Raw genomic sequence first — 21,674 nt, 5'->3', positions numbered from 1 at the left:
AGGGAAACCGATTCAGTGGGCCTTTTAGGCCGAGGCCGGCATACGAGGCTTTCAGCCGCAGAGCAAACCACCAGTTCACACTGGTGGTTTTGATTTAATTAAATAAGAAAGAGTGAATATGATGACAGAAAAACACGGTAAGTTTTTTATTATAATGGGTATCCTGATATTCCTGCTTTCTCTTTATGTCATTACCCGAGACCCGATCATCGGTGGCGTAGGTATCCTTCTCGGTTTGTGGAATATGCTGATGGGCTACCGGACTTCTAAAGGAAAAACATTTTTCAAACCTAAAGACGAATAGACAAAAAGGAAGAGACAAGGGCCTTAAATGCCCCTTGTCTCTTCCTTTTTGTTTATACGCTAGTCTTCGTCATTTCCATTTGTTGAACCATTGGAATCATCCGGTGTGTCATCCGTATTATTCTGATCATTCGGATTGTCTTCTTCTGGATTCTCGTTATCGCCTGAGGTCTCTTCGTCCTGATCTTCATCAGAAGGAGGAGGGGTGCCGTTTCCAGTGTCATCCTCCTGGTCTGAGTCCTCGTTTTCGTTATTCTGATCGTTATCAGTGTTTGTCTCGTCGTTTTCTGAAGCATCCGCTTCATCCGGTTCAGTTTGAGGTTCTTCCGTTTCCGGTTCTTCTTCAGGCTCTGGGACCGTTACTGTCGTTGAAGCGTCCGGACCTGTTGAGTCATAAGCAGAGACGGATAACGTGATGGTCAATTCACCGGTCGGGGGCTCAGTCATGCTGAATGATGTATCGGTCACGGTCGTTGTTTCATCGCCCACAGTAAGATTGTAGGTGACTTCTTCCTCTTCGTTTACTAAGGAGTAGTCATCCCAGTTGACGGTCAGTTCGTCGTTTTCTTCATCGTACTCAGCAGTCAGGCCAGTCGGTGCTTCCAGTTCTTCACCGTAGTTCAGTGACTGTTCAGTCGGTTCTGTTCCTTCTACAAAGAGTTCCGTGACCCGTTCGCTTTCCGGTGTGTTTGGTCCAGGGAGCTGGGCAGGATCTGTGCCGTCTTCGACCGTTACTTCTGTGACAGAAGATGGCATCTGCCAGTCACTGTTTTCGACATCTTGAGACACATACTGCATGATTTCTCTGTAGATGTGACGGGGGAGGAGGCGCGTCCCGTCGTCAAAAGTCAGGTAACCATCTCGATTATTATCATAGCCTGTCCATACGGCCAGAGAATAATTAGAGGTATATCCGGCATACCAGGAAGCAGGGACTGCATCGGAAGGATACCCCAATTCACTTAACTGTTCGTCAGTAAAGTTCGTTGTTCCAGTTTTACCCGCTTGAGGAACATTGCCGAAACCTACTATGTTTGAATAGTTTGAAGCGACATCTTTCAATATATCCGTTACCATATAAGCTGTATAGTCTGACATGGCCTGATTTGTTTCCGGAGTCAAATTTATCTCCTGTCCGTCTTGAGTGACGACTTTAGACACGGTATAGGGTTCTGTATACTGACCGCCATTTGCAAACGCGGCATAAGACGACGCCATTTGCAATGGAGACATCTGACCACTGATTGCATTAGAAGGGACTAACTCTCCTTCAAGAGACATGGGGTCGATCGGAATACCCAAATGGGTCATGAAGTCTTCGACCTGATTCATTTCAAGCTCTTCATTGAAGATTTTAGCTGTCGGTATATTACGGGAGTCCACGAGTGCTTCGCGGATACTGATCTGACCTCTGTATTGGCCGTCATAGTTTCTCAGCGGTGTTCCATCCGGGTAACTGTATTCTTCATCTACGATTTGATGGTAAGTTGAGTACTCTAAATATTCGATGGCTGGGCCATAAGTCGACAAGGGTTTGATCGTTGAGCCTGTGGCCTTGATTTGAGTTGAGCGATTGATCCCTCTAAGGACCTCTGTATTTCTACCGCCACCCAAGGCTCTGACTTTACCTGTATCCACTTCGACAAGGGAAACTGCGGCCTGGATCTCATCATTGACATAATTCACGTACTCATCCGAGTTCAAGACATCAAAGACGCGGCGTTGAGCATCTGTGTCGATGTTCGTGTGTATGGTGAGCCCGGCTGTGGCTGGGCTTAATTCAGTTTTTTCCGTAACTTCATCCAGTACGCGCTGGACGTATGAATCAATGACTAAAGCGTTATTGTCCGCCTCACTTAGTTCAAGGAGACCGGCATCTATAGGTGTATCGTAGGCTTGTTCAGCTTCTTCACTAGTGATGTGACCTTCTTCAGCCATGACACTGATGACGGTATCGCGTCTTTCTTTTGCAAGTTCGGGGTTGGCATAAGGGCTGTAGCGGTTCGGTGCTTTAGCCATACCGGCGAACAGTGCGGCTTCATGGATCTCCAGTTCGCTGACTGGTTTACCGTAATATTCTTCTGCCGCGGTAGCCACGCCATAAACGTTACCGGCCATATGGATTTTATTCAAATATAAAGTCATGATCTGTTCTTTTGATAATTCGCGCTCCAGCTGCAGGGCAAGCCAGGCTTCCTGTGCTTTTCTTTCCAGGGTCTGATCAGCCCGCGTTGTTGAGAAGACGGACAGTTTGACAAGCTGCTGGGTGATGGTGCTGCCACCGCCGACGATCTGCCCCTGGTTCGTGACATAACCGATTGCGGCACGTCCGATACCGATAGGATCGATCCCCATATGGTCATAGAAACGCTGGTCTTCGATCGCTGTCATGGCATCTGTCATCACATCAGGATATTCATTCGCTTCGGCGTACTCACGGTTTTCTCCACCAAGCGTATAAAAGATATCTCCATCTTTATCAAGCAAATCCGTTGAAAATGTTCCCACTAGATCATCTTCTGTCAGTTCAGGCGCAGACGCTGCGTAGTAGGCAAAGAGAGCGCCTCCTGCAACGACGACCAGTAAAAATACAGTGATGAAGGTCAGGATAATGCGTTTAAACCATTTTTTTGGTTGAGGAGAACCTTTCTTCTTGGTCTTTTTCTTATAGTCTTTTCTAGACATTTTATTTTTTTGTGACATGTTACGCTCCTTTTCTTTTGATTTAAAAGAGTCAAAATCAAAAGGTTTAGTTCATTTCGGTTCATCAGAGAATGACTTTACACTATTTAATGAAGAGAGTCAATAATGCCTTATTTTTCTTAAAACACTTTTAAGTATTCTGTAATTGGATCAAGTGATCGACGACTTTTAAATAAGGCAGACGAGGGGAGAGGCTATAAGAAATTTCGAAGGCATCTGTTTCTATCTCTTTTAGAGGGATCGACTTCTTTCCTTTCTCCTCGAACTGCTGCTTCCACCACTTATAAAGCAGTGGGAAATCCAATAAAAAAACGCGGTTCAACGTACTGAACCGGATAATAACGAAACATATCCCGCCGTGCTCGTGACACATTTCCATATGAGTCAGCTGATGGTCGTGAAAGTTCTTTAAAGGGAAAGACGTTTTGTTGCGCGTTTCCTTGGCCTCAAAATCGATGTAATGTCCTTTATAAATACCGTTGTAGTCGGTAGTGGAAGCGCGCTTGTAATAGGCTTCAGTGATTTTTGCTGCACTTCGTCTGGGATAGTCTACGTTAACCACTTGAATAGGGATGGGTTTTTTATGGATGACCGCCTGTTTTCGCAAAAGGTAATAATCATTCGTTGCGTTCAAATCTTCCTCCAAAGTCATGCCGCGTTTGCTGTAAGAAACTTTCTTTTTCTTTGGTTGATTTTCATTCGTCTTTTTGTCATGATGAGTACGATAAGGTTTACCGTTTGGGTACCGAATAGTCATTATGTTCACAACCTTAAATTAAGTTAACTCTAGTTTACCAAACAACGACATTAGAATGTAGAATGGAGGACAAATTTATTAAAAACTTATATGTTAGTGGCTACCGTTCGTACGAGCTGTCTATTTTTCAGGCAGATGATCCTAAAATCGACTACATCAAAAAGTTCTTCAAGCGAAAGCTAATCGAATATATCGAACAAGGGCTTGAGTGGGTGATCATTACGGGGAATCTAGGTACAGAGCTGTGGATGGGCGAAGTTGCGCTGGCTTTAAAAGCCGATTACCCTGAACTGAAACTGGCAGTATTATTGCCGTATACGAATTTCTCTAGCAAGTGGAACGAAGTGAATCAGATGTATTACAATTCGATCATCGAGCGGGCAGATTATATCAACTACACATCGAATCAGGATTATGCCAACCCGAGTCAGCTGAAGAACAATCAGGCCTTCATCGTCAAGAATACTGATGGCTGCCTGCTCTTTTATGACTCTGAACATGAAGGGAAAGTCGGTTACTTCTATGACCAGGCGTTGAAGTATCAGGAACGGCATCCCTATGAAATAGAGACCATATCTTTCGATGAACTTCAGTGGTTCATCAATGATCTTCTTGAGGAAGAACGGTTTGAATAGGGTTTAATAATGAAAGGTTAGGACTTAGGTCCTAACCTTTTCCTTATAAATCAGTGATTGTATTTGTGTAGGTTCCTTATCATTTGAGGAAAGAAGGAACCGCCTACTGGTGATTGGGCGTAGTCAAATTAAATTTATTCTGAATGCTGCTGGTGAGGTGCTCATTGAACGTAGTCGAAACAAAAAAACGATGAGCAGTGCCAATGAGACGCTCAATAGACGTACTCAAAAGTAAAAGGTTTCGAGTGAGACTAATACGAGAATTATTAGGCGTGCTGAGAATGAATTTCTTGTGGGCACGCTCAATGAGACGCTCAATAGACATACTCGAGGTAAAATCCTTCTGAGTACGATCAATGTTGTAATCATTGGGCGTACTCCGGAAGGAATGACGTTGAGCGATGCCAAAAAGATGCTCATTAGACGTACTTAAGGCCAGATAGATCTGAGCAGTGCCAATAGGGTAGTTATTGAGCGGGCTCAATAACTTACTTAATTGACCCGTGTTGATCAGTCAGCAGTCACGGCATCAATGTATGAAGACTGGTGATTATTCAGACAGATATCTTTCACTTTATCCTCAAAGCCTACTATGACGACCAGCCAGACGTAGGGCTCGCTGAAGCCCTTTTCAACACAGTGAAAGTGTATACAAAAGAATCAGATGAGAACCACTGGAAATAAAACAAGTTTAAACCGGGAAATCTTCACTTTTGACCTGATATTTGCTATAATAGTAATCATAGTAATAGATTTATATATATGAGCTATTTTAATTAATTCTGTTATAATATTACTGAGATGAAAAGATGGGGTGTTGGTATGGATAGAGAGTTGACCCAGAAAGAGATTTTAGAAAAAGATTTTAAATCTAAAATGCGCGGGTATGATCCAACAGAAGTGGATGAATTTCTCGATGTCGTGATCAGAGATTATGATAATTTTCAAAAAGAGATCGATCAGCTTAAAGCTGAAAATGACCGGTTGCTTGATAAAGTCGATGAACAAGCTAAGCAGATAAGTACGCAAAGCTCAAGTTCCAATCAGACGAACGCATCCGTGTCCAATTTTGATATTTTAAAACGTCTATCTAACCTTGAACGTCATGTTTTCGGATCTAAATTAGACAGCGAATAAAAATTGAATAATGTACATCACGGATGATCGCGCAGTTCCTTTGAACTGTGAGGAAAGTCCATGCTCACACAAGCTGCGATGCTTGTAGTGTTCGTGCGCAGCGAAACAATAAGCTGCGGCTCCCAGGAATGGGATGACGGCAGGAAAAAGAGCTACGGGGTAAAACCTATGCTCGAGTACCCTTGAAAGTGCCACAGTGACGAAGCAGACGTGGAAACGCGTCTGGTGGAACGCGGTAAACCCCTCGAGTGAGCAACCCAAACTTTGGTCGGGGCACTTTTCTCCTGGAAATGAACAGAGAGAAGAGGCAGGGCGTTATGCTCGTGCAGACAGATGATCATCTCGGATAGGACGTTACCGTCTTATCTAGACAGAACATGGCTTACAGTGATGTACATAGTAGCGGAATCCTCTCTTTTTCAGGGAGGATTTCTTTACGTAAACAAGTGTTTCAGGCATACTGGAAGAATAGGAGAGGTGGCAGATAGATGACTTATAAATTACTCGCTACAGCCGCAAGCGGCATTGAGGCCCTTGTCGGAGATGAACTTAAAAATTTAGGATACGAGGTCCAAGTTGAAAATGGACGTGCACGCTTTGAAGGCGGCAAAGAAGATATCGCCAAAGCCAATTTGTGGCTCCGGACAGCCGACCGAGTGAAGATCATCGTTGGTGAATTCGAAGCAAAAACCTTTGACGACCTGTTTGAACAGACCAAAGCTCTGCCGTGGGATGAGTATTTGTCCATGGATGCAGCGTTTCCAGTCAGCGGCAAGTCTATCAAGTCGACGTTGTACAGTGTTCCAGATGTTCAGCGGATCGTAAACAAAGCGATCGCTGAAAAAATCAAAGACGTGTATCACAGAAGAGGCATGCTGCCGGAAACGGGTGCCAAGTTCCCGATCGAAGTGGCCATTAGAAAAGATAAGGTCATGCTGACGATCGATACGACGGGGCCGAGTCTGTTCAAGCGCGGTTACAGAATCGATAAAGGTGGAGCTCCGATCAAAGAAAATATGGCGGCCGCACTGATCATGCTCACGACCTGGCGCAAGGACCGTCCATTCGTTGATCCGACTTGTGGTTCCGGCACGATCCCGATCGAGGCAGCTCTTATCGGACATAACATCGCACCTGGCTTCAATCGGTCATTTTTATGTGAAGAATGGGACTGGATGCCGAAAGAATTATGGCAGAAAGTACGTCAGGATGCCGAAGAACAGGCAGACTATGATGTGGAACTGGATATCCTGGGAACAGACATCGACGCCCGCATGATCGAGATCGCGAAAGCGAATGCGATGGAAGCAGGCCTTTCACACAGCATCGAATTCAAACAGATGCAGGTGGCTGACTTTACGACAGACAAAGAGTTCGGCATCATCGTTTCCAACCCGCCATACGGCGAACGTCTCGGTGATCCGGAAGAAGCGTATCAGATTTACCGCGATATGGGCAAAGCCTTTAAGCCGCTTGAAACATGGAGCAAGTACATCATTACAAGTGACTTGGACTTTGAAGAACATTACGGAAAAAAAGCAACTAAAAAACGCAAGCTTTATAACGGATACCTGCGTACGGATTACTTCCAGTACTGGGGCAAACGCAATTAAACGTAATGCAGAAGCACAGAAAGACTGTATCAGCAGCCTTATCTGTGCTTGTTTAATATCTGCTTGATTTACTGATTGGTAATAAAGGCCAGCGAAAAAATATTGTATTAATAGTACAGTATCGCTGAGAACCGTAACTGTGAGGCTGATGATTTCTCTTACGCTCTTACATTTGTGTGTTTATGCGAACGGTGTACTGTAAACGTTCATATGTGTTAATTATGGAGAGTAAAAATAAACGAGATAGAAAGTGATGAAGATGACGATTAGAAAAATTATTTTTGGGATTATTAGCTTGTTAGCGGTTCTATTTATCATTGGAGGAGAAATGTATTCTGGTGAAGCCGATGACGAATGGTTTATAGAAACAGATCTGGATAAGTACTTGGTGCACAGTGATGAAATAGATATTCTGATTGCTTCTGATATCCATTACCTCTCACCGGATTTAACCGAGGGTGGGCTGTTGGAACATAGTCTGCTCACTACGGGTGACGGAAAAATCACGCATTATAGCGAAGAGATCATGGATGCTTTTATTGAAGAAGTTTTGGAAAGGCAGCCAGATCTTTTAGTCATAAGTGGTGACTTGACTTTTGACGGCGCAAAGCAGAGCCACAGCGACATGAGTGAGAAGTTGCATATACTGAAAGAAAATAATATAGATGTAAGTGTTATTCCCGGTAATCATGATGTGAATGTCTACAGCGCACGCGGTTTTACAGAAGATTCGACATATCGGGTGGATTCGGTTTCTGCTGAAGAATTTAAAACCATTTATTCAGCCGCCGGTTATTCTCAAGCCATCAGTCAGGATCCGAACTCTCTGAGTTATGTCACTGCTGTATCTGACGACGTATGGGTCATCATGCTCGATTCAAACAAATACGCCCTGCATAATCAGCAGCGGAAATCGATCCCGTCTGGTGTGATTCAGGAAGAAACGTTGGAGTGGCTCGAGGTTGTTTTACAGGAAAGCAGAAAACGAGGCGTTCAACCGCTTGTTGTGAATCACCATAACTTTTTGAATCACCACCGAAGCACCAATAACAGTTTCACTTTAGATAACAGTGAAGAAGTGGTTGGGCTTTTAAATCGCTATGGGGTGAATTTAGCCTTCTCAGGTCATATTCATTTACAGCATATCGCTAATGAAGGGGACTTTCATGATATCGCATCCGGTTCTTTGAGTGTTTATCCGCACTTTGTCGGTGAGTTGACGATCAGACCTTCCAAAAAAGAATTAAGTTATGAAACGTCGCGGCTAAAAATCAGCGAGACATTAACTGACTATTCCGAAGATTTTTTTAATGAGGTCTCTCGAAAGAAAGTCTTCAGTCATCTGCTTTATTTCGAACTTGAAGACTCGGTTACAGATATGATGACGGATACGTTCGTTCAGTTCAACGCTGCTTATTTCAAAGGTACAGTTAATGAAGCGTACGATTCTATTATAGCAAGTGAGGGATTCAGTCACTGGAAAAGGATTTCTGGGACAAGATATAAAGATTACATCCTGCATGGGCTGGAAGAGAACAGACATGACAGCCACAAGTTTGAAGGATCGCTTATTAGCGATGACAGAAATGATTAGTCACTATATTTTCCAATGAAAAATCAGAAAAGGCGCAAGGCATTCCTATAATGAGAAAGCCCTGCGCCTTTTTGTTGTTTGAAATTCCCTGCTTTCTATTTAGTCTCGAGCAGGTAAGTCCTCGATCGAATCGATATCTTCCATATAAGTCGGAACAACGAAACCGATGACGGTGCCATTCAGGTTCGGACCCAAGTCGACGATATTTTCACCGTATGTTTCCATGAATGCCCCTTGAGCTGTCGGTAGCCAGGCGCCGACGGTTGCATCCACTTCACCCTGGTTCAATGCCTGATAAAGAACGGCGGGGTCAAGGTTCGTTATCGTGACATCGTAGCCTTTTTCTTCCAGGACACGAGCCACGACATTTGAAGATGACCGTTCAGTGTCCCATGGAAGAGAGCCTAATTCAAACGACTCGCCATCGACATCATCGATGCCTTCTGTCCATTCATCAACGAGTTCACGATTTTCATCAACCCATTCACCAGCGACGTCTTCAAAGTCTCTATCCAGAGCTTCGAGCATGATTTCCTGCATGTGTTCAGGTTCCCATTCAAACCGGCTAAGTATTTCATAGGCTTGGGGCATTTCTTCTTCAAGACCTGTACGCGTTAATGTATAGATTCCTTCAGCATCACCAAATACATTCTTCGGATCATCCAGAATTTTCAAGTCGTACTGTTCAAATTTATAATGAGGTGTCCATCCGGCAACCACGATAGGTTCCTCGTTCTGGATGGCCTGACCAAGTTCTGTCAGCACGCCGGCTGTCGAACTCTCCTGAATTTCCCAGCCCTCCAGATTGTCATATTCTTCAAGTGTCTGACGGGCGATTTGAGACATCCCGGCTCCAGGTTCTATGCCAGTGATCGTATAGTTCATAGCTTCTCCGATATTTTCTTCCTGAGATGTCTCGCTGTCACTGTCTCCACATGCTGTCAGCAATAGAGGGACAGCAAGCAGCGCGGCCGTTTTTGATAAAGTTATCTTTTTCATATTATCTCCTCCTAAGATCAATAAAATCACAACTTATCCATCATAACATAGATAGTTGTAATAGACAAATTATCATCTTAGATATAGAGATCGCGTGAATACTGCAAATGGAAGAATAATGAAGCAGGCTAACTTTTATATTCAATCTAAAATGCCTATGAATGAAAAGCGTTTTTTCTAATTTATTGTATGCTTGTTATATGGAGAAACATTTAACTAGTTGTTGGCTAATGAAAAAGTGTTCAGGACTGTCTCGATAATGAGCAGATAGAAAAATGGGGTAAAATATCTGATGGGCAGCTTTCTACACGTATGTATTTATGCTTTGATATGATTAAATGCACCATACAACTAATCGGTTGTTTTTTTTGTATCATCTATCGTCGGCATAGGACTTATTACTCAAAATGCTTTTAGAGCGTATGTTGAAAAAAAGAACCAATGATTATATTACAGTGACTTTTCTGGATATCGTTTAAATAAGTTCGGGTCACTAAAAGACTATTGCGACCAGTTCCTGGGAAACCACAGCGTTAACTGGTCACAATATCGCTGAAAGATAACTTTGACTTGAATGATAATAGCAAAGAGACTGGGGAAAAGTCCCAGCCTCTTTGCACTATCGAATTATATTTTATAAACGTGCTCCAATCAGCAGGTACGTCGTCAATTTTGTCATTCTTGATCTGGCTGCTTTAGCCATTTAGATGGCTAATACACTTGAACCATACCGCCGGTACCGCTCTATTATCTGCAATCCTTTTGCGTTTATCTGTTCCATTGATCTTCTAGAGCATGTATTAAGAGGTACAGACCAAAAACGTTATATTCATTTTTGTATATACTTTTTTAGTAAATTAGTGAGTTACAGTACAAGTGCTCCGATGATACCGAAGATCATGATTGGGATGTTATAATGCATGAATGTAGGAACACAGGTATCCCAGATGTGGTCGTGCTGGCCATCGACATTCAGTCCTGCCGTTGGGCCAAGCGTACTGTCAGAAGCCGGAGAACCGGCGTCTCCCAGAGCAGCAGCTGAACCAATGAGCAGAACGGTCGCCATCGGGCTGAAGCCCAGTTCCAAAGCTAAAGGAACATATATGGCCGCAATAATAGGGATGGTACCAAAAGAAGTCCCGATCCCCATGGTGATCAAAAGTCCGAGCGTGATCATTCCCGTAGCGGCGATGAACTGATTGCCCGCAAAGGAACCACTGACAGATTCAACGAGTGGTTCGATACCGCCGGTGGCCCGGATGACATCGCCATAACCCGAAGCGACGAGCATGACAAAGGCGATGAATCCCATCATGCTGATCCCGCTGTGGATCATATCATCCAGGCTGTACCATTTGATGGCTCCTCCGGCGAGCATTATCAGCAGACCAAGGATAGCTCCCAGCACCAGCGAACCGATCGTTAGCTGAACGATGAGAGCGGACAGGGCACCGGCAACAGCAAAGGCGTGATCTCTGTTGAAGGTCACTTCTTCCCATTCGTGATCCTTGAATCCGAACTTGAAGCCAGTTTTTTCACTATCCCGATAATGGCGTGGCTTGCGGTAAGTGACTAAAATGGCGATCAACAGCCCCACTACCATGGCCAGACCAGGTATCCACATGACATGCCAGACTTCTGCCTCACCGAGGTCTAAGCCGCTGAGCGCCATTTCATCCCGGATGATGTTATGGAAAATCAGGCCGTATCCTACCGGCAGAGCGACATAAGGCGCTTTGAGCCCGAAGGTCAAAGCTGAGGCAACGGCACGTCTGTCTATCCGCAATTTATTCATCACCATGATAAGTGGCGGGATCAGGATAGGGATAAAGGCGATATGCACGGGGATCAAATTTTGAGAAAAGATACTGATAAAAGCGATAAGGAAGACTAAAGACTTGCCTGTCCCTTTCATGCTTTTTGATAATTTCTGAGTGATGATGGTTGCTGCTCCGGTCTTTTCAATGGCCGCAGCCAGTGCACCGAGCAGAATGTAATTCAGGGCTGTCTCCGCATTGCCGCCCATCCCGCCAAGCAGGGTTTCCATCGTTTCGATCAGGGGCATGCCCGCAGCCAGTCCACCTGTCAAAGCGGCAATTATGAGAGCCAACAGGACATTGAGTTTGAACAGAGACAAGGTCACCATGACTATGACGGATATTAAAACAGGGTTGAGTATCATAGAATCACTTCTTTCAAAAATTTTGTTAAAAAAAGCGTACCATATATTGACTGTTCTGGCGATATATAAAACCTGCAAAAAACAGTGAATATTTCTTATAAATAAAACTTATGTTATGATAGAAAAGTTACGTGTTATTTACATACTAAAGGAGAGAATATACAATGGATTGGATCAATCTTATCGTAGAAATGGCAATATCTGTCGGCTTAGCTGTCATTACCTTACTGGTCGGCCTGGCAGTGATAAAAGTGCTGGTCAATGTCATCAGTACACAAATCAGCAAGTCTAAACTGGATGAAAGCCTGAAACCTTTCATCATGTCGGTGATCAGTATCGGACTGAAACTGGTATTGGTCGTAAGTGTCGTCGGGATATTGGGGATTCCGACCGCTTCTTTCGTCGCTATTCTGGGGTCGTTCGGTTTAGCTTTGGGTCTGGCTTTTCAGGGTTCACTGTCAAATTTGGCCGGAGGGGTGCTTTTGCTCACCATGCGTCCATTCAAAGTAGGGGATTATATTGATGGGGCAGGGTACAGCGGCACAGTAAAAGCCATCCAGATCCTTTACACAGAATTAGAGACACCGGACAATAAAATGATCTATGTCCCCAACGGCAACCTGTCCAACTCCGGCATCGTGAATTACTCCGTGCATGATACCCGACGTGTCGATTTTACGTTCGGAGTGGGATATGAAACGAATAATGCGCATGTGCTGCAGACTCTACAGCGGATCGTTTTGAAGCATCCGTCGGTCCTCTTAGACCCTGAACCGTTTATACGTCTTTCAGGTCACGGAGACAGTGCAGTGGAGTATACAGTCAGAGTATGGACTAGAGCTGAGGATTATTGGGGGGTGCATTTTGACATACTGGAAGAAGTGAAAACGACTTTTGACGAAGAAAACATATCGATCCCTTATCCGCAGATGGCTGTTCATACCATTCAAGAGTAAAAATTAAGAATGAAAAACACGACCGTATCGAGGGCGTGTTTTTTTACTAGTGTCCGGGTTCGAGCTGCTTTGGCCAGTCGAAAAAGAACGGTGAGTTTTACGTTCAAGTAAGCAGATCAAAGACGCATTCAGCTGGCCCATTTACCTGACCCCACCCAGACACGTTCATTTCTCTGTAAAGGGTGGATAGTGAATGAAGCGGAAAAAGAACGTATTGCTTTTCTCTTCCGTTAAAACAGTGGCATAATAGAGAGAGAGTCCTCGTTTGAGTACATACAGAAAAGAAGACACACGTATAGTAGAAAACGGAGGGGTTCAATTGATCGATTCAAGGAAATATAGGTTGAAATTCCTCAGTCTTCTGGCTGCTGCAGCTCTAGCTGCCTGTGGGACTGATGACATAAGGAACGGGACCGACTCAGATGATCAGTCAGGATCTGATGAGGATACAGAAGAATATGCTGAGCTTGTGATGGGTTTTGTACCTTCTTCAGATGCTGAGAATATTACCGCTAATGCTCAGCCCTTAGCTGACTATCTGGAAGAAGCTTTGGAGATGCCTGTCACTGCAGAAGTGACGACCGACTATGTCGGACTGGTCGAGGCAATGCGTACAGGGCAGACTGAAATCGGCTTTTTACCTGCCTTTGGCTATGTGCAGGCAGCTGAGCGGGGGGATGTTGAAGTCGTCGCCAAAGCGGTCCGCTTTGGCTCAGGGACCTATAAGGCGCAGTACAACGTGCTGGCCGATTCAGATTTAGAGGACTTTGATGATCTTGTCGAATCGGAAGGACTCGTCTGGGCATTCCCGGGTTATTCTTCCACATCAGGGTATCTCTTCCCGGGCCTTGAATTTCTGAATGCCGGCATAGAGGACCTGGAAGGAAAATTTCAGCATCTGGAAGTTCAGGGACACGACAATGCGATCCTGCAGCTTTTGGATGGGAATGCTGACTTTGCCACTACCTTTGATGATGCGCGAGGCAGTTTGTCGGATGAAATCCCTGATATCACAGAACAGATCCGTATCATTGGTTATACTGATCCGATACCCAATGATACGGTCACGCTTTACGGAGGGATGCCGGATGATTTAAAACAACGCATCACTGAAGCTTTTTTAACGATGGAAGATAATGAAGAGGCCCTTCAGGCCATGCACGAGATCTATGAATGGGATGGTATCGAGCCGGCAGAAGATTCAGAATACGATATTGTCAGAGAAGCTTATGCAGCTTTTGAAGATCTGATCGATTAATGCGGTAAGTTTCTGGCTGAGCTAAAGTGGCAGGAATGGATGGTTATCGTGTTGACAGGTCTGATACATGAACGGTGATCATTTTTCTCATGGGATGTGATCTACGCGAAGGATCGAGTGTATAATGAGCCCCCCTACAGAGTATTCGAGCCCTCTGAAGAAACGAATCAAAACGAACAAGAGGTGACATGTGTGATAGAATTCAAGAATCTTTCACTGACTTATCCCGGTGGAGTGGAAGCGCTGAAGAATATAAATCTGAAAATCGAGCAGGGAGAATTTGTGGTCATCGTCGGTCTTTCAGGAGCCGGTAAATCGACCTTGATCCGCTGTATCAATCGCATGACGGATCCGACCTCCGGGAAGATTCTGGTTGACGAGGAAGATGTGACCTATTTAAAAGACCGCCGACTGCGTAAATTGCGCACGAAAGTCGGGATGATTTTCCAGGATTATAATCTCGTCAAACGTCTTTCAGTACTGCGGAATGTCATGGCTGGACGATTAGGTCATACAGGAACAGTAAAAAGTCTGCTGGGGATCTTTCCTCAGGAAGATCTGAAGCTGGCCATGGACAATCTCGAACGGGTCGGGATCAAAGACAAAGCCTATGTCCGTGCTGATCAGCTCAGCGGAGGACAGCAGCAGCGGGTCAGTATTGCCCGGGTCATTACCCAGCAGCCGAAAGTGATTCTGGCTGATGAACCCGTCGCTTCTTTGGATCCGCCGACCTCTCACACAGTGATGAAAGATCTGCGGCGGATATCCAAGGAAGATGATCTCACCACGATCGTCAATCTGCATTTTATCGATATGGCGATGGAGTACGCCGACCGCATCATCGGTATGCGGGACGGAGAAATCGTGTTCGATGGTCCAGTCACTGATGTTACTGAAGAAACCTTTGAACAGATCTATGATCGTCCGATCCGCGTCGATGATAAGCGAGGAGATGAATCGGATGGCCAATAAACCAGAGAAAGCAGAGGTGAAAATCCATATCGTCTCCCGTCGGTTTGTTGTGCGCATGCTGACCACTGTCACGGTATTCTTCTTATTATATCTTGCGGCATTATATCGCACGAATGCGGATCCTATCCGCCTTATGCAGGGCCTTGGCATTATCTGGGATATGATCTTTATAGACTTGCTGCCTCCGGACTGGCGTTATTTTTCCACCAGCTTCGAGTATCTTGTCGAAACCTGGAACATCGCTTTGCTCTCGACGACATTCGCTGCAGTGATTGCCCTGCCCTTGACTTTTTTAGCGTCACACAACATCAATAAAAATCCTTTTCTGTATCGTTTCATCCGAACGATCCTGAATTTTCTGAGGACGATACCGGATATCATCCTGGCCATTATAGTGGTCGCCTTTATCGGCATGGGAGCTGTTTCCGGCATTGTGGCATTAACGGTATTCACATCAGGGATCCTGGCCAAGATGCTGAGCGAAACGACCGAAGGGATCAGCCAGGGACCACTGGACGCCATTATGGCAAGTGGAGGGAACAAGCTGCAGATCATTCGTTATGGTGTCATGCCACAGATTTTGCCGTATTATGCCTCCTACACTTTGTATGTCCTTGAGATCAATGTCAAAGCTTCCGTTGTGCTAGGATTTATTGGAGCCGGAGGGATCGGACAGTTGCTGAATCGGAATATGAAGTTTTTCCGTTATGACCGCCTGTCCATGATACTGATCGTTCTGTTCCTTACCATTACGCTCATCGACTTAGTCAGCAACAGAGTAAGGGGGTATCTTGAATAATGTCTGAACAGAAAGAGATCTCTCTGAAAAAAGCGAAAACTGCATCTACGAAACGGCTGATCGCTGTCATCATCGGCCTGCTGGCATTCTTTTACATCTCAGCATTCTGGAGTCAGGAGTGGACGGTCCCCGGGAGTCGGGTGTCACCTTTGACGATTTTATACCGCATGTTTGTGGTCCCTTTCACCTCATTGGAATATTTACAGAAATTCCCGGAGCGTATCCTGGAAATGCTGGAGACGATTGCCATCGCCTATGCCGGCGGGATCGCCGCTTCGATCATCGCCATGCCGATCGCTTTTCTGGCTTCGCGTAACATCGGGGGCCCCTTGAGTTATATAGGGAAGGCGATTTTAAATGCGATCCGGTCGATCCCTTCTATCATCTTTGCCATTTTATTCGTAGCCGCTTTAGGGGTCGGTCCGTATCCGGGGGTCTTAGCCATCAGCATCAATTCGATCGGGATGTTAGGCAAGCTTTATGCAGAAGTGATCGAGTCGATCGATATGAACATGGTGGATGCGATACGTGCCAGTGGCGGGAACAGGGTCCAGGCTGTCTGGTATGGTGTGTTTCCACAAGTCCTGCCTGATTTTGCTTCATTCTCGATCTACCGGTTTGAGATCGATGTCCGCGCCTCGACGGTTCTCGGCCTGGTGGGGGCAGGCGGAATCGGTGTCCCTCTGATGATCGCACAGCAGCAGAGGAACTGGGAAGACGTTGGGATCATTCTCATCATCGTCATCGTCTTCGTTACCCTCATCGATAAAATCAGCGGGGAAATAAGAGAAAAGCTGGTCTGACAACAGAATTTTTAAAAACCCTGACACTTGTGGGAGTGTCAGGGTTTTTAAAGTATCCATTTATTTTTAAATAGTTAAGTCAAATATTTTATTGTTTATCACTTTTAAATAAGGTAACATGGAAACGGATACAGATTTTTATTTGTATTACATAATATTTAAGGAGTGCTTTAATGCTGAACAAGAAGACATTAGCTGTTAGTTTTCTCTCTTTATCTCTGGCTCTTGGGCTGCCGGAAGACGTAAAGGCTGCAGAGGTGGAAGAAGATTTTTCTTTAACAGTCTTTCATACCAACGATATGCACGCAAGTATCGATGAATTTGGAAAGATCTCTTACTTTTTAAATGAACAGAGAGCCCTTGCAGACAATTCTTTATACTTAGATGCAGGTGACATATTCAGTGGGAATCCGGTCGTCGATTTAATGGACGGTATCCCCATGATAGAACTGTTAAATAAAATGGAACTTGATTTAATAACGATCGGGAATCATGAATTCGATTATGGTCAGGAAGTCTTTCAGGACAGACGCAATGAATCTGATTTTAACTGGATCTCGGCAAATACAAGTGTCACTGATCCTTCCATTCCGATAACTGATCCGGATCCTTATGAAATCTTCGAATTTGGTGACAAAAAAGTTGGGGTGTTCGCCTTGACTCAAGCTCCTCCAGCTACAAGTCCAACAGGTATCGTCGGATTAGAGTTCGGTGACTATATGGATACGATAGAAACGTTCGAATCATTGAGAGACGAAGTGGATGTACTGGTTGCATTGAATCATATCGGTATTTCTGCAGACCGTCAAATCGCTGAAGCGTACGATATGTTTGATGTCATCATTGGCGGACATTCACATACGACATTAACTGAACCGGAAATCGTAAATGGAACGCCTATCGCCAGCTCTGGAAGTAATGCCAGAAACATTGGTGTTTTAAATCTCACCTTAGATGCAGAGACAGGAGATGTTTCAGTCGAGGGTCACCTTCAGCCTGTTGAGGCTCTTTCAGACGACAATGTCGATCCGGAAGTTCAGACGATGATCGATGCTTACAATGCAGAATCAGACGAACTGCTTGGTGAAGTGCTGGGACAAACTGAGACAGGTTTGAGCCGGGATGATCGTTGGGAAAAAGACGTTGCCCTAGGCAATATGATCACGGATGCACTGCGCAATTTTGCCAATACAGACATCGCCATTACCAATAACGGGGGGATCCGTGCTGGGATCGAACCAGGAGATATCACGGCCAGAGATGTATTCACTGTTGATCCGTTTGGGAATGCCGTGACCATCGTAGAGATGACAGGGCATGAGCTGAAAGATATTGTTGCTTATTCTTATCACCGGTCTTTAGACAGCTACGGCCCACAAATCGATCTGCAGACATCAGGATTGAATTATACTATTTACACAGATGAAAATGGATTATACGCAGATTCAGACTTATATGTTGATGGTTCACCGATCGATCTGGATAAAACTTATTCTATTGCAACAAACAACTTTATTGTTGCGGGTGGAGACGGTTATGACTTTTCAGAAGCAACAGTCATTCAATCAGACGCCGGGCAAGTAACCAATGCTTTGATCCAGCACATAAGTGAAACGACAGAAAAAGAAGGCGCAGTCAATTATGAACCGACAGAAGGCCGTATCCAGACAAAACCACTTGCGATGGTAGAGGACTTCTCTGTCACACTTTTCCATACCAATGACATGCATGCCAGCATTGATGATTTTGGGAAAATCTCTTACTTCCTGAATGAGTACAGAGACACAGTTGATCATTCCCTGTACTTGGATGCCGGGGATATTTTCAGTGGGAATCCCGTTGTCGATCTCTTAGACGGGATTCCGATGATCGAGCTCCTGAATAAAATGGAACTTGATTTAATGACGATCGGGAATCATGAATTTGATTATGGACAGCAGGTCTTCCAGGACAGACGCAATGAGTCGGACTTCAACTGGATATCCGCTAATACAGAGGTCGTCGATCCATCCATACCGATCACCCAGCCAGATCCTTATCAGATTTTTGAAATGGGAGATAAAAAAATCGGTGTCATTGGCTTGACCCAGGCTCCGCCAGCTACGAGTCCTACGGGTATCGTTGGACTGGGATTTGAAAACTACATGGAAACGATCGAAGAATATAAATCATTGAGAGATGACGTCGATATTTTAGTGGCTCTAAATCACGTGGGTATAGCAGCAGACCGTCAGATCGCGGAGGTCTATGACCACTTTGATGTTATCATTGGCGGGCATTCACACACGACCCTAACTGAACCAGAGATCGTCAACGGCACACCTATTGCAAGCTCAGGAAGCAGTGCAGAAAACATCGGCATCTTAAACCTGACTCTCGACAGTGAAACAGGAGAAGTCAGTGTGGAAGGAAGTCTTCAAGCTGTAGATGAACTGCCAGATGAAAATGTGAATCCGGAAGTTCAGTCGATCATTGACCAGTATAATGCAGAGTCAGAAGAACTGCTTGGTGAAGTGCTGGGACAAACTGAGACAGGTTTAAGCCGGGATGACCGCTGGCTAAAAGATGTTGCTCTTGGAAACATGATCACAGACGCTCTGCGTAACTTTGCCAATACAGATATTGCCATCACAAACAATGGCGGCATTCGAGCAGGGATCGAACCAGGAGATATCACAGCCAGAGATATATTCACCGTTGATCCGTTTGGCAATGCCGTAACTATCTTAGAGATGACGGGTCAGGAACTGCAAGAAATCATCGCCTACTCATACCACCGTTCGCTGGATAGTTATGGTCCGCAAATCGATCTGCAGACGTCCGGGTTGAACTATATCATCTACACAGATGAGGAAGGCTTGTACGCGGATGCAGACTTATTTGTTGATGGAGAGCCGATTGATATGGATGCAACGTACTCCATCGCCACAAATAATTTCATCGTTTCCGGTGGAGACGGCTATGATTTCTCAGATGCAGCGATCATTCAATCGGATGCCGGTCAGGTGACCAATGCACTGATCCAGTATATTGAAGAAGTCACTGAAAAAGAAGGTGCAGTCAATTATGATCCAACAGAAGGACGTATCCAGACTATGCCGTTTGAAGTAGAAGAACCAGCTGGACCAACAGATCCTGAAGAAGAACCGGAAGATCCTTCAGAACCAACAGATCCTGAAGAAGAACCAGAAGATCCTTCAGAATCGAAAGACCCTGAAGAAGATAAAGAACCAGCAGAAGAAGAGTCAGAAGCAGGCGAAAAACTGCCTGAAACAGCCACAATGACTTGGGCTGCCGGTTTGATGGGATTAGTTTCCTTATCTTTAGGGGGAGCAGCACGTTTTATTCAGAATAAAAGGTAAAAGAAAATAAAGCAGTACAGCTCAGTGAAAAGGTGAGGACGAATGAGTGTCTTCACCTTTTTATATTTTTTGATTTTAGATACTTATAACCTTCCCGTATGCTGAGTGGATGCAGTTCAGCTTTATGCTGTTCGATAAACTGAGTGACCCACTGGGGATCGGTCTTACTGTAGTCACGCAGTATCCATCCAATGGCTTTATTGATGAAGAACTCGCTGCTTCCGAAATTATTTTTAAGGATCGTTTCCAGAAGCTGAGTATCTGTCCGTTCCTTGCGATGCCGCTGATGATCGATAGCGATCCGTCTCAGCCAGATCTTCTCATCCTGACTCCATTCAAGCAGTATCTCGTTGAGTTCCGGATAGTCCAGGGCTAGTTTCCCGATGACTTTATCGAGACTGTCACAGGTGTCCCACCAGGCTTTTTTTAAAACAAGTGTTTTGAGTTTGTCGATATCAGCAGGCACAAGCCGCGCCTGTTCAGCAGACAAGTAGTCACAGACGATATATTGACATTCTCGATATGGCTGCTCCCAGTAGTTGTCAACGAAAGTCCAGTCGATGTGTTTTTCTTTTCGGGCTTCCTTAAAGTAAGGACGCATCAGTTTTCGTCTTTTCTCAGCAGGTATACCCAAAAAAACAAACTGATCACGCATATAAGCTTCCATCTGATCAGCGCGAGCGTCGTCTCTGTTTTCTGTTAAATCTTTCAGTAAAGACAGGCCATCCATAGACTTCTCTCCTTTAAAAAAATCAAAGTTATTTATCACTAAATCGATAAAGTATGCTACTATAATAATATCACAGTTCAAAACAATTAATAACTTTTAAGAGAGGAGACTGATTATACTGGCTGAGTACGTAGATTCCATACCATTATTTGGGACCCAGCATCTGCTTTATGTCATAGGCTTGATTATTCTAGCTGCCGCCTTATTTGTGTTCAGAAAAAGCGTAAAAAAACACGAAAGACTGTTTACGACTTTAGTGCTCGTCTTAAGCTTTTATCAGCAGTTTTTACTCTATACAACGTATTATGACTTGATAGGCCTCAATCTCAGCGATTCGCTGCCGCTGCACATCAGCAGGTTCAACGCTCTGTTAGCAGTCATCTATTTGCTTTCGAATGATGAAGGGGTATTTAAACTGTTAGCTTATTTCAGCCTGTATGCCTGGATCAGTCTGATCTATCCGATTCGCGTATACAGTATCGTTCATCCGATCGGAGTCAGTTATTTACTGAGCTACTTTATCACTTCGCTGCTCCCATTCTATGGTTTTCTTATCCATGACAATGCAATCGAAAAAGGGGATAAAAATAAAATATACCCGTGGTTTATCCTTTATCTGTTCGTGGCTTACCTGGTCAATCTGATGGTCGACGGCAATTACTTTTACCTGACTCACAGACCACTGCTTGATTTTCTTCCTGATCTAATTTACATTCCGCTGGTCCTGGTCTTTACATACGGGTTGTTCAGCCTGGGAGAAAAGATTTACTTGAAAGTACAAAACAGAGTATAGTAGAATGATTGTTTGATCATCACTCGCTATAATAAGTTCAGGGCTGTAAACAGCAGAAGGTATTTGGTCTTTTTATAA

19 protein-coding genes and 1 other RNA gene are annotated in these 21,674 nt (G+C 44.5%); 15 read left to right on the top strand and 5 right to left on the bottom strand.

Features of this window, described 5'->3' with window-relative positions; translation table 11 throughout:
- The first annotated feature begins 118 nt into the window (after positions 1–118).
- Positions 119–304, top strand: a complete 186-nt coding sequence (locus BM049_RS10325; protein ID WP_177188693.1) for a hypothetical protein — start codon at positions 119–121, stop codon at positions 302–304.
- Positions 305–363: 59 nt separating this feature from the next.
- On the opposite strand, the gene BM049_RS10320 is transcribed toward BM049_RS10325, so the two are convergent.
- Positions 364–3,006: a transglycosylase domain-containing protein gene (locus BM049_RS10320; protein WP_091531358.1), complete on the bottom strand. Its 2,643-nt coding sequence runs from the start codon at positions 3,004–3,006 to the stop codon at positions 364–366.
- A gap of 130 nt (positions 3,007–3,136) precedes the next feature.
- Positions 3,137–3,763, bottom strand: coding sequence for a Holliday junction resolvase RecU (gene recU, locus BM049_RS10315; protein ID WP_091531355.1), 627 nt, complete (start codon positions 3,761–3,763; stop codon positions 3,137–3,139).
- A 62-nt stretch (positions 3,764–3,825) separates the two neighbouring features.
- Between recU and BM049_RS10310 the strand changes: the two genes are divergently transcribed.
- The 7 genes from BM049_RS10310 (at position 3,826) to BM049_RS10290 (ending at position 8,742) form a co-directional block, all read left to right on the top strand.
- A complete protein-coding gene (locus BM049_RS10310) occupies positions 3,826–4,398 on the top strand; it encodes an SLOG family protein (RefSeq protein WP_177188692.1) in 573 nt (190 codons plus the stop codon).
- Positions 4,399–4,690: 292 nt separating this feature from the next.
- Positions 4,691–4,831 (top strand): hypothetical protein, encoded by a 141-nt coding sequence (locus BM049_RS11900; protein WP_177188691.1) that lies wholly within the window; start codon positions 4,691–4,693, stop codon positions 4,829–4,831.
- Between the two features lie 113 nt (positions 4,832–4,944).
- Positions 4,945–5,082: a hypothetical protein gene (locus BM049_RS11895; RefSeq protein WP_177188690.1), complete on the top strand. Its 138-nt coding sequence runs from the start codon at positions 4,945–4,947 to the stop codon at positions 5,080–5,082.
- A 138-nt stretch (positions 5,083–5,220) separates the two neighbouring features.
- Positions 5,221–5,535, top strand: coding sequence for a cell division regulator GpsB (gpsB, locus tag BM049_RS10305; protein ID WP_091531352.1), 315 nt, complete (start codon positions 5,221–5,223; stop codon positions 5,533–5,535).
- 15 nt (positions 5,536–5,550) lie between these two features.
- An RNA gene (gene rnpB / locus BM049_RS10300) (RNase P RNA component class B) lies at positions 5,551–5,925 on the top strand.
- Between the two features lie 98 nt (positions 5,926–6,023).
- Positions 6,024–7,148: a THUMP domain-containing class I SAM-dependent RNA methyltransferase gene (locus tag BM049_RS10295; protein ID WP_091531350.1), complete on the top strand. Its 1,125-nt coding sequence runs from the start codon at positions 6,024–6,026 to the stop codon at positions 7,146–7,148.
- A gap of 259 nt (positions 7,149–7,407) precedes the next feature.
- Positions 7,408–8,742 (top strand): metallophosphoesterase, encoded by a 1,335-nt coding sequence (locus tag BM049_RS10290; protein ID WP_177188689.1) that lies wholly within the window; start codon positions 7,408–7,410, stop codon positions 8,740–8,742.
- 99 nt (positions 8,743–8,841) lie between these two features.
- Here BM049_RS10290 and BM049_RS10285 read toward each other — a convergent pair whose 3' ends face one another.
- Together BM049_RS10285 and BM049_RS10280 are read right to left on the bottom strand one after the other, a co-directional pair.
- Positions 8,842–9,741, bottom strand: a complete 900-nt coding sequence (locus BM049_RS10285; protein WP_091531345.1) for a glycine betaine ABC transporter substrate-binding protein — start codon at positions 9,739–9,741, stop codon at positions 8,842–8,844.
- An 865-nt stretch (positions 9,742–10,606) separates the two neighbouring features.
- The gene (locus BM049_RS10280) at positions 10,607–11,923 is read right to left on the bottom strand and encodes a Na+/H+ antiporter family protein (RefSeq protein WP_091531342.1); all 1,317 of its coding nucleotides are present in this window, start codon (positions 11,921–11,923) and stop codon (positions 10,607–10,609) included.
- A 164-nt stretch (positions 11,924–12,087) separates the two neighbouring features.
- Here BM049_RS10280 and BM049_RS10275 point away from each other — a divergent pair, with 164 nt between their 5' ends.
- The 6 genes from BM049_RS10275 to BM049_RS10250 all read left to right on the top strand — a co-directional run bounded on the left by BM049_RS10275 (position 12,088) and on the right by BM049_RS10250 (position 20,073).
- Positions 12,088–12,879: a mechanosensitive ion channel family protein gene (locus tag BM049_RS10275; RefSeq protein WP_091531340.1), complete on the top strand. Its 792-nt coding sequence runs from the start codon at positions 12,088–12,090 to the stop codon at positions 12,877–12,879.
- Between the two features lie 265 nt (positions 12,880–13,144).
- Positions 13,145–14,137, top strand: coding sequence for a phosphate/phosphite/phosphonate ABC transporter substrate-binding protein (locus BM049_RS10270; protein ID WP_218147253.1), 993 nt, complete (start codon positions 13,145–13,147; stop codon positions 14,135–14,137).
- A 192-nt stretch (positions 14,138–14,329) separates the two neighbouring features.
- A complete protein-coding gene (phnC, locus tag BM049_RS10265) occupies positions 14,330–15,109 on the top strand; it encodes a phosphonate ABC transporter ATP-binding protein (protein ID WP_091531335.1) in 780 nt (259 codons plus the stop codon).
- The gene (gene phnE / locus BM049_RS10260) at positions 15,099–15,908 is read left to right on the top strand and encodes a phosphonate ABC transporter, permease protein PhnE (RefSeq protein WP_177188688.1); all 810 of its coding nucleotides are present in this window, start codon (positions 15,099–15,101) and stop codon (positions 15,906–15,908) included. The genes phnC and phnE (BM049_RS10260) overlap by 11 nt, the downstream gene beginning before the upstream one ends.
- Positions 15,908–16,711, top strand: coding sequence for a phosphonate ABC transporter, permease protein PhnE (phnE, locus tag BM049_RS10255; RefSeq protein WP_091531330.1), 804 nt, complete (start codon positions 15,908–15,910; stop codon positions 16,709–16,711). Before phnE (BM049_RS10260) ends, phnE (BM049_RS10255) begins: the two co-directional genes overlap by 1 nt.
- 173 nt (positions 16,712–16,884) lie before the next feature.
- Positions 16,885–20,073 (top strand): bifunctional metallophosphatase/5'-nucleotidase, encoded by a 3,189-nt coding sequence (locus tag BM049_RS10250; RefSeq protein WP_091531328.1) that lies wholly within the window; start codon positions 16,885–16,887, stop codon positions 20,071–20,073.
- 52 nt (positions 20,074–20,125) lie between these two features.
- Here BM049_RS10250 and BM049_RS10245 read toward each other — a convergent pair whose 3' ends face one another.
- The gene (locus tag BM049_RS10245) at positions 20,126–20,803 is read right to left on the bottom strand and encodes a DNA alkylation repair protein (protein ID WP_091531326.1); all 678 of its coding nucleotides are present in this window, start codon (positions 20,801–20,803) and stop codon (positions 20,126–20,128) included.
- 109 nt (positions 20,804–20,912) lie between these two features.
- On the opposite strand from BM049_RS10245, the gene BM049_RS10240 reads away from it, so the two are divergent.
- Positions 20,913–21,596, top strand: coding sequence for a TMEM164 family acyltransferase (locus BM049_RS10240; protein WP_091531324.1), 684 nt, complete (start codon positions 20,913–20,915; stop codon positions 21,594–21,596).
- The last annotated feature ends 78 nt before the right edge of the window (positions 21,597–21,674 follow it).

It is taken from the genome of Alkalibacterium subtropicum (assembly GCF_900112455.1).
Lineage (GTDB): Bacteria > Bacillota > Bacilli > Lactobacillales > Carnobacteriaceae_A > Alkalibacterium > Alkalibacterium subtropicum.
Note: the sequence above shows the minus strand (reverse complement) of the source record. Positions and strands in the feature narration are given on the sequence as shown.

Excerpts from the sequence above, each read along its gene's own strand:
- BM049_RS10285 (WP_091531345.1), bottom strand. The coding sequence starts at position 9,741 with ATGAAAAAGATAACTTTATCAAAAACGGCCGCGCTGCTTGCTGTCCCT.
- BM049_RS10250 (WP_091531328.1), top strand. The coding sequence starts at position 16,885 with ATGCTGAACAAGAAGACATTAGCTGTTAGTTTTCTCTCTTTATCTCTG.
- BM049_RS10310 (WP_177188692.1), top strand. The coding sequence starts at position 3,826 with ATGGAGGACAAATTTATTAAAAACTTATATGTTAGTGGCTACCGTTCG.
- BM049_RS10245 (WP_091531326.1), bottom strand. The coding sequence starts at position 20,803 with ATGGATGGCCTGTCTTTACTGAAAGATTTAACAGAAAACAGAGACGAC.
- BM049_RS10280 (WP_091531342.1), bottom strand. The coding sequence starts at position 11,923 with ATGATACTCAACCCTGTTTTAATATCCGTCATAGTCATGGTGACCTTG.
- BM049_RS10320 (WP_091531358.1), bottom strand. The coding sequence starts at position 3,006 with ATGTCACAAAAAAATAAAATGTCTAGAAAAGACTATAAGAAAAAGACC.
- BM049_RS10295 (WP_091531350.1), top strand. The coding sequence starts at position 6,024 with ATGACTTATAAATTACTCGCTACAGCCGCAAGCGGCATTGAGGCCCTT.
- phnE (WP_091531330.1), top strand. The coding sequence starts at position 15,908 with ATGTCTGAACAGAAAGAGATCTCTCTGAAAAAAGCGAAAACTGCATCT.
- BM049_RS10275 (WP_091531340.1), top strand. The coding sequence starts at position 12,088 with ATGGATTGGATCAATCTTATCGTAGAAATGGCAATATCTGTCGGCTTA.
- BM049_RS10325 (WP_177188693.1), top strand. The coding sequence starts at position 119 with ATGATGACAGAAAAACACGGTAAGTTTTTTATTATAATGGGTATCCTG.
- BM049_RS10290 (WP_177188689.1), top strand. The coding sequence starts at position 7,408 with ATGACGATTAGAAAAATTATTTTTGGGATTATTAGCTTGTTAGCGGTT.
- gpsB (WP_091531352.1), top strand. The coding sequence starts at position 5,221 with ATGGATAGAGAGTTGACCCAGAAAGAGATTTTAGAAAAAGATTTTAAA.
- phnE (WP_177188688.1), top strand. The coding sequence starts at position 15,099 with ATGGCCAATAAACCAGAGAAAGCAGAGGTGAAAATCCATATCGTCTCC.
- recU (WP_091531355.1), bottom strand. The coding sequence starts at position 3,763 with ATGACTATTCGGTACCCAAACGGTAAACCTTATCGTACTCATCATGAC.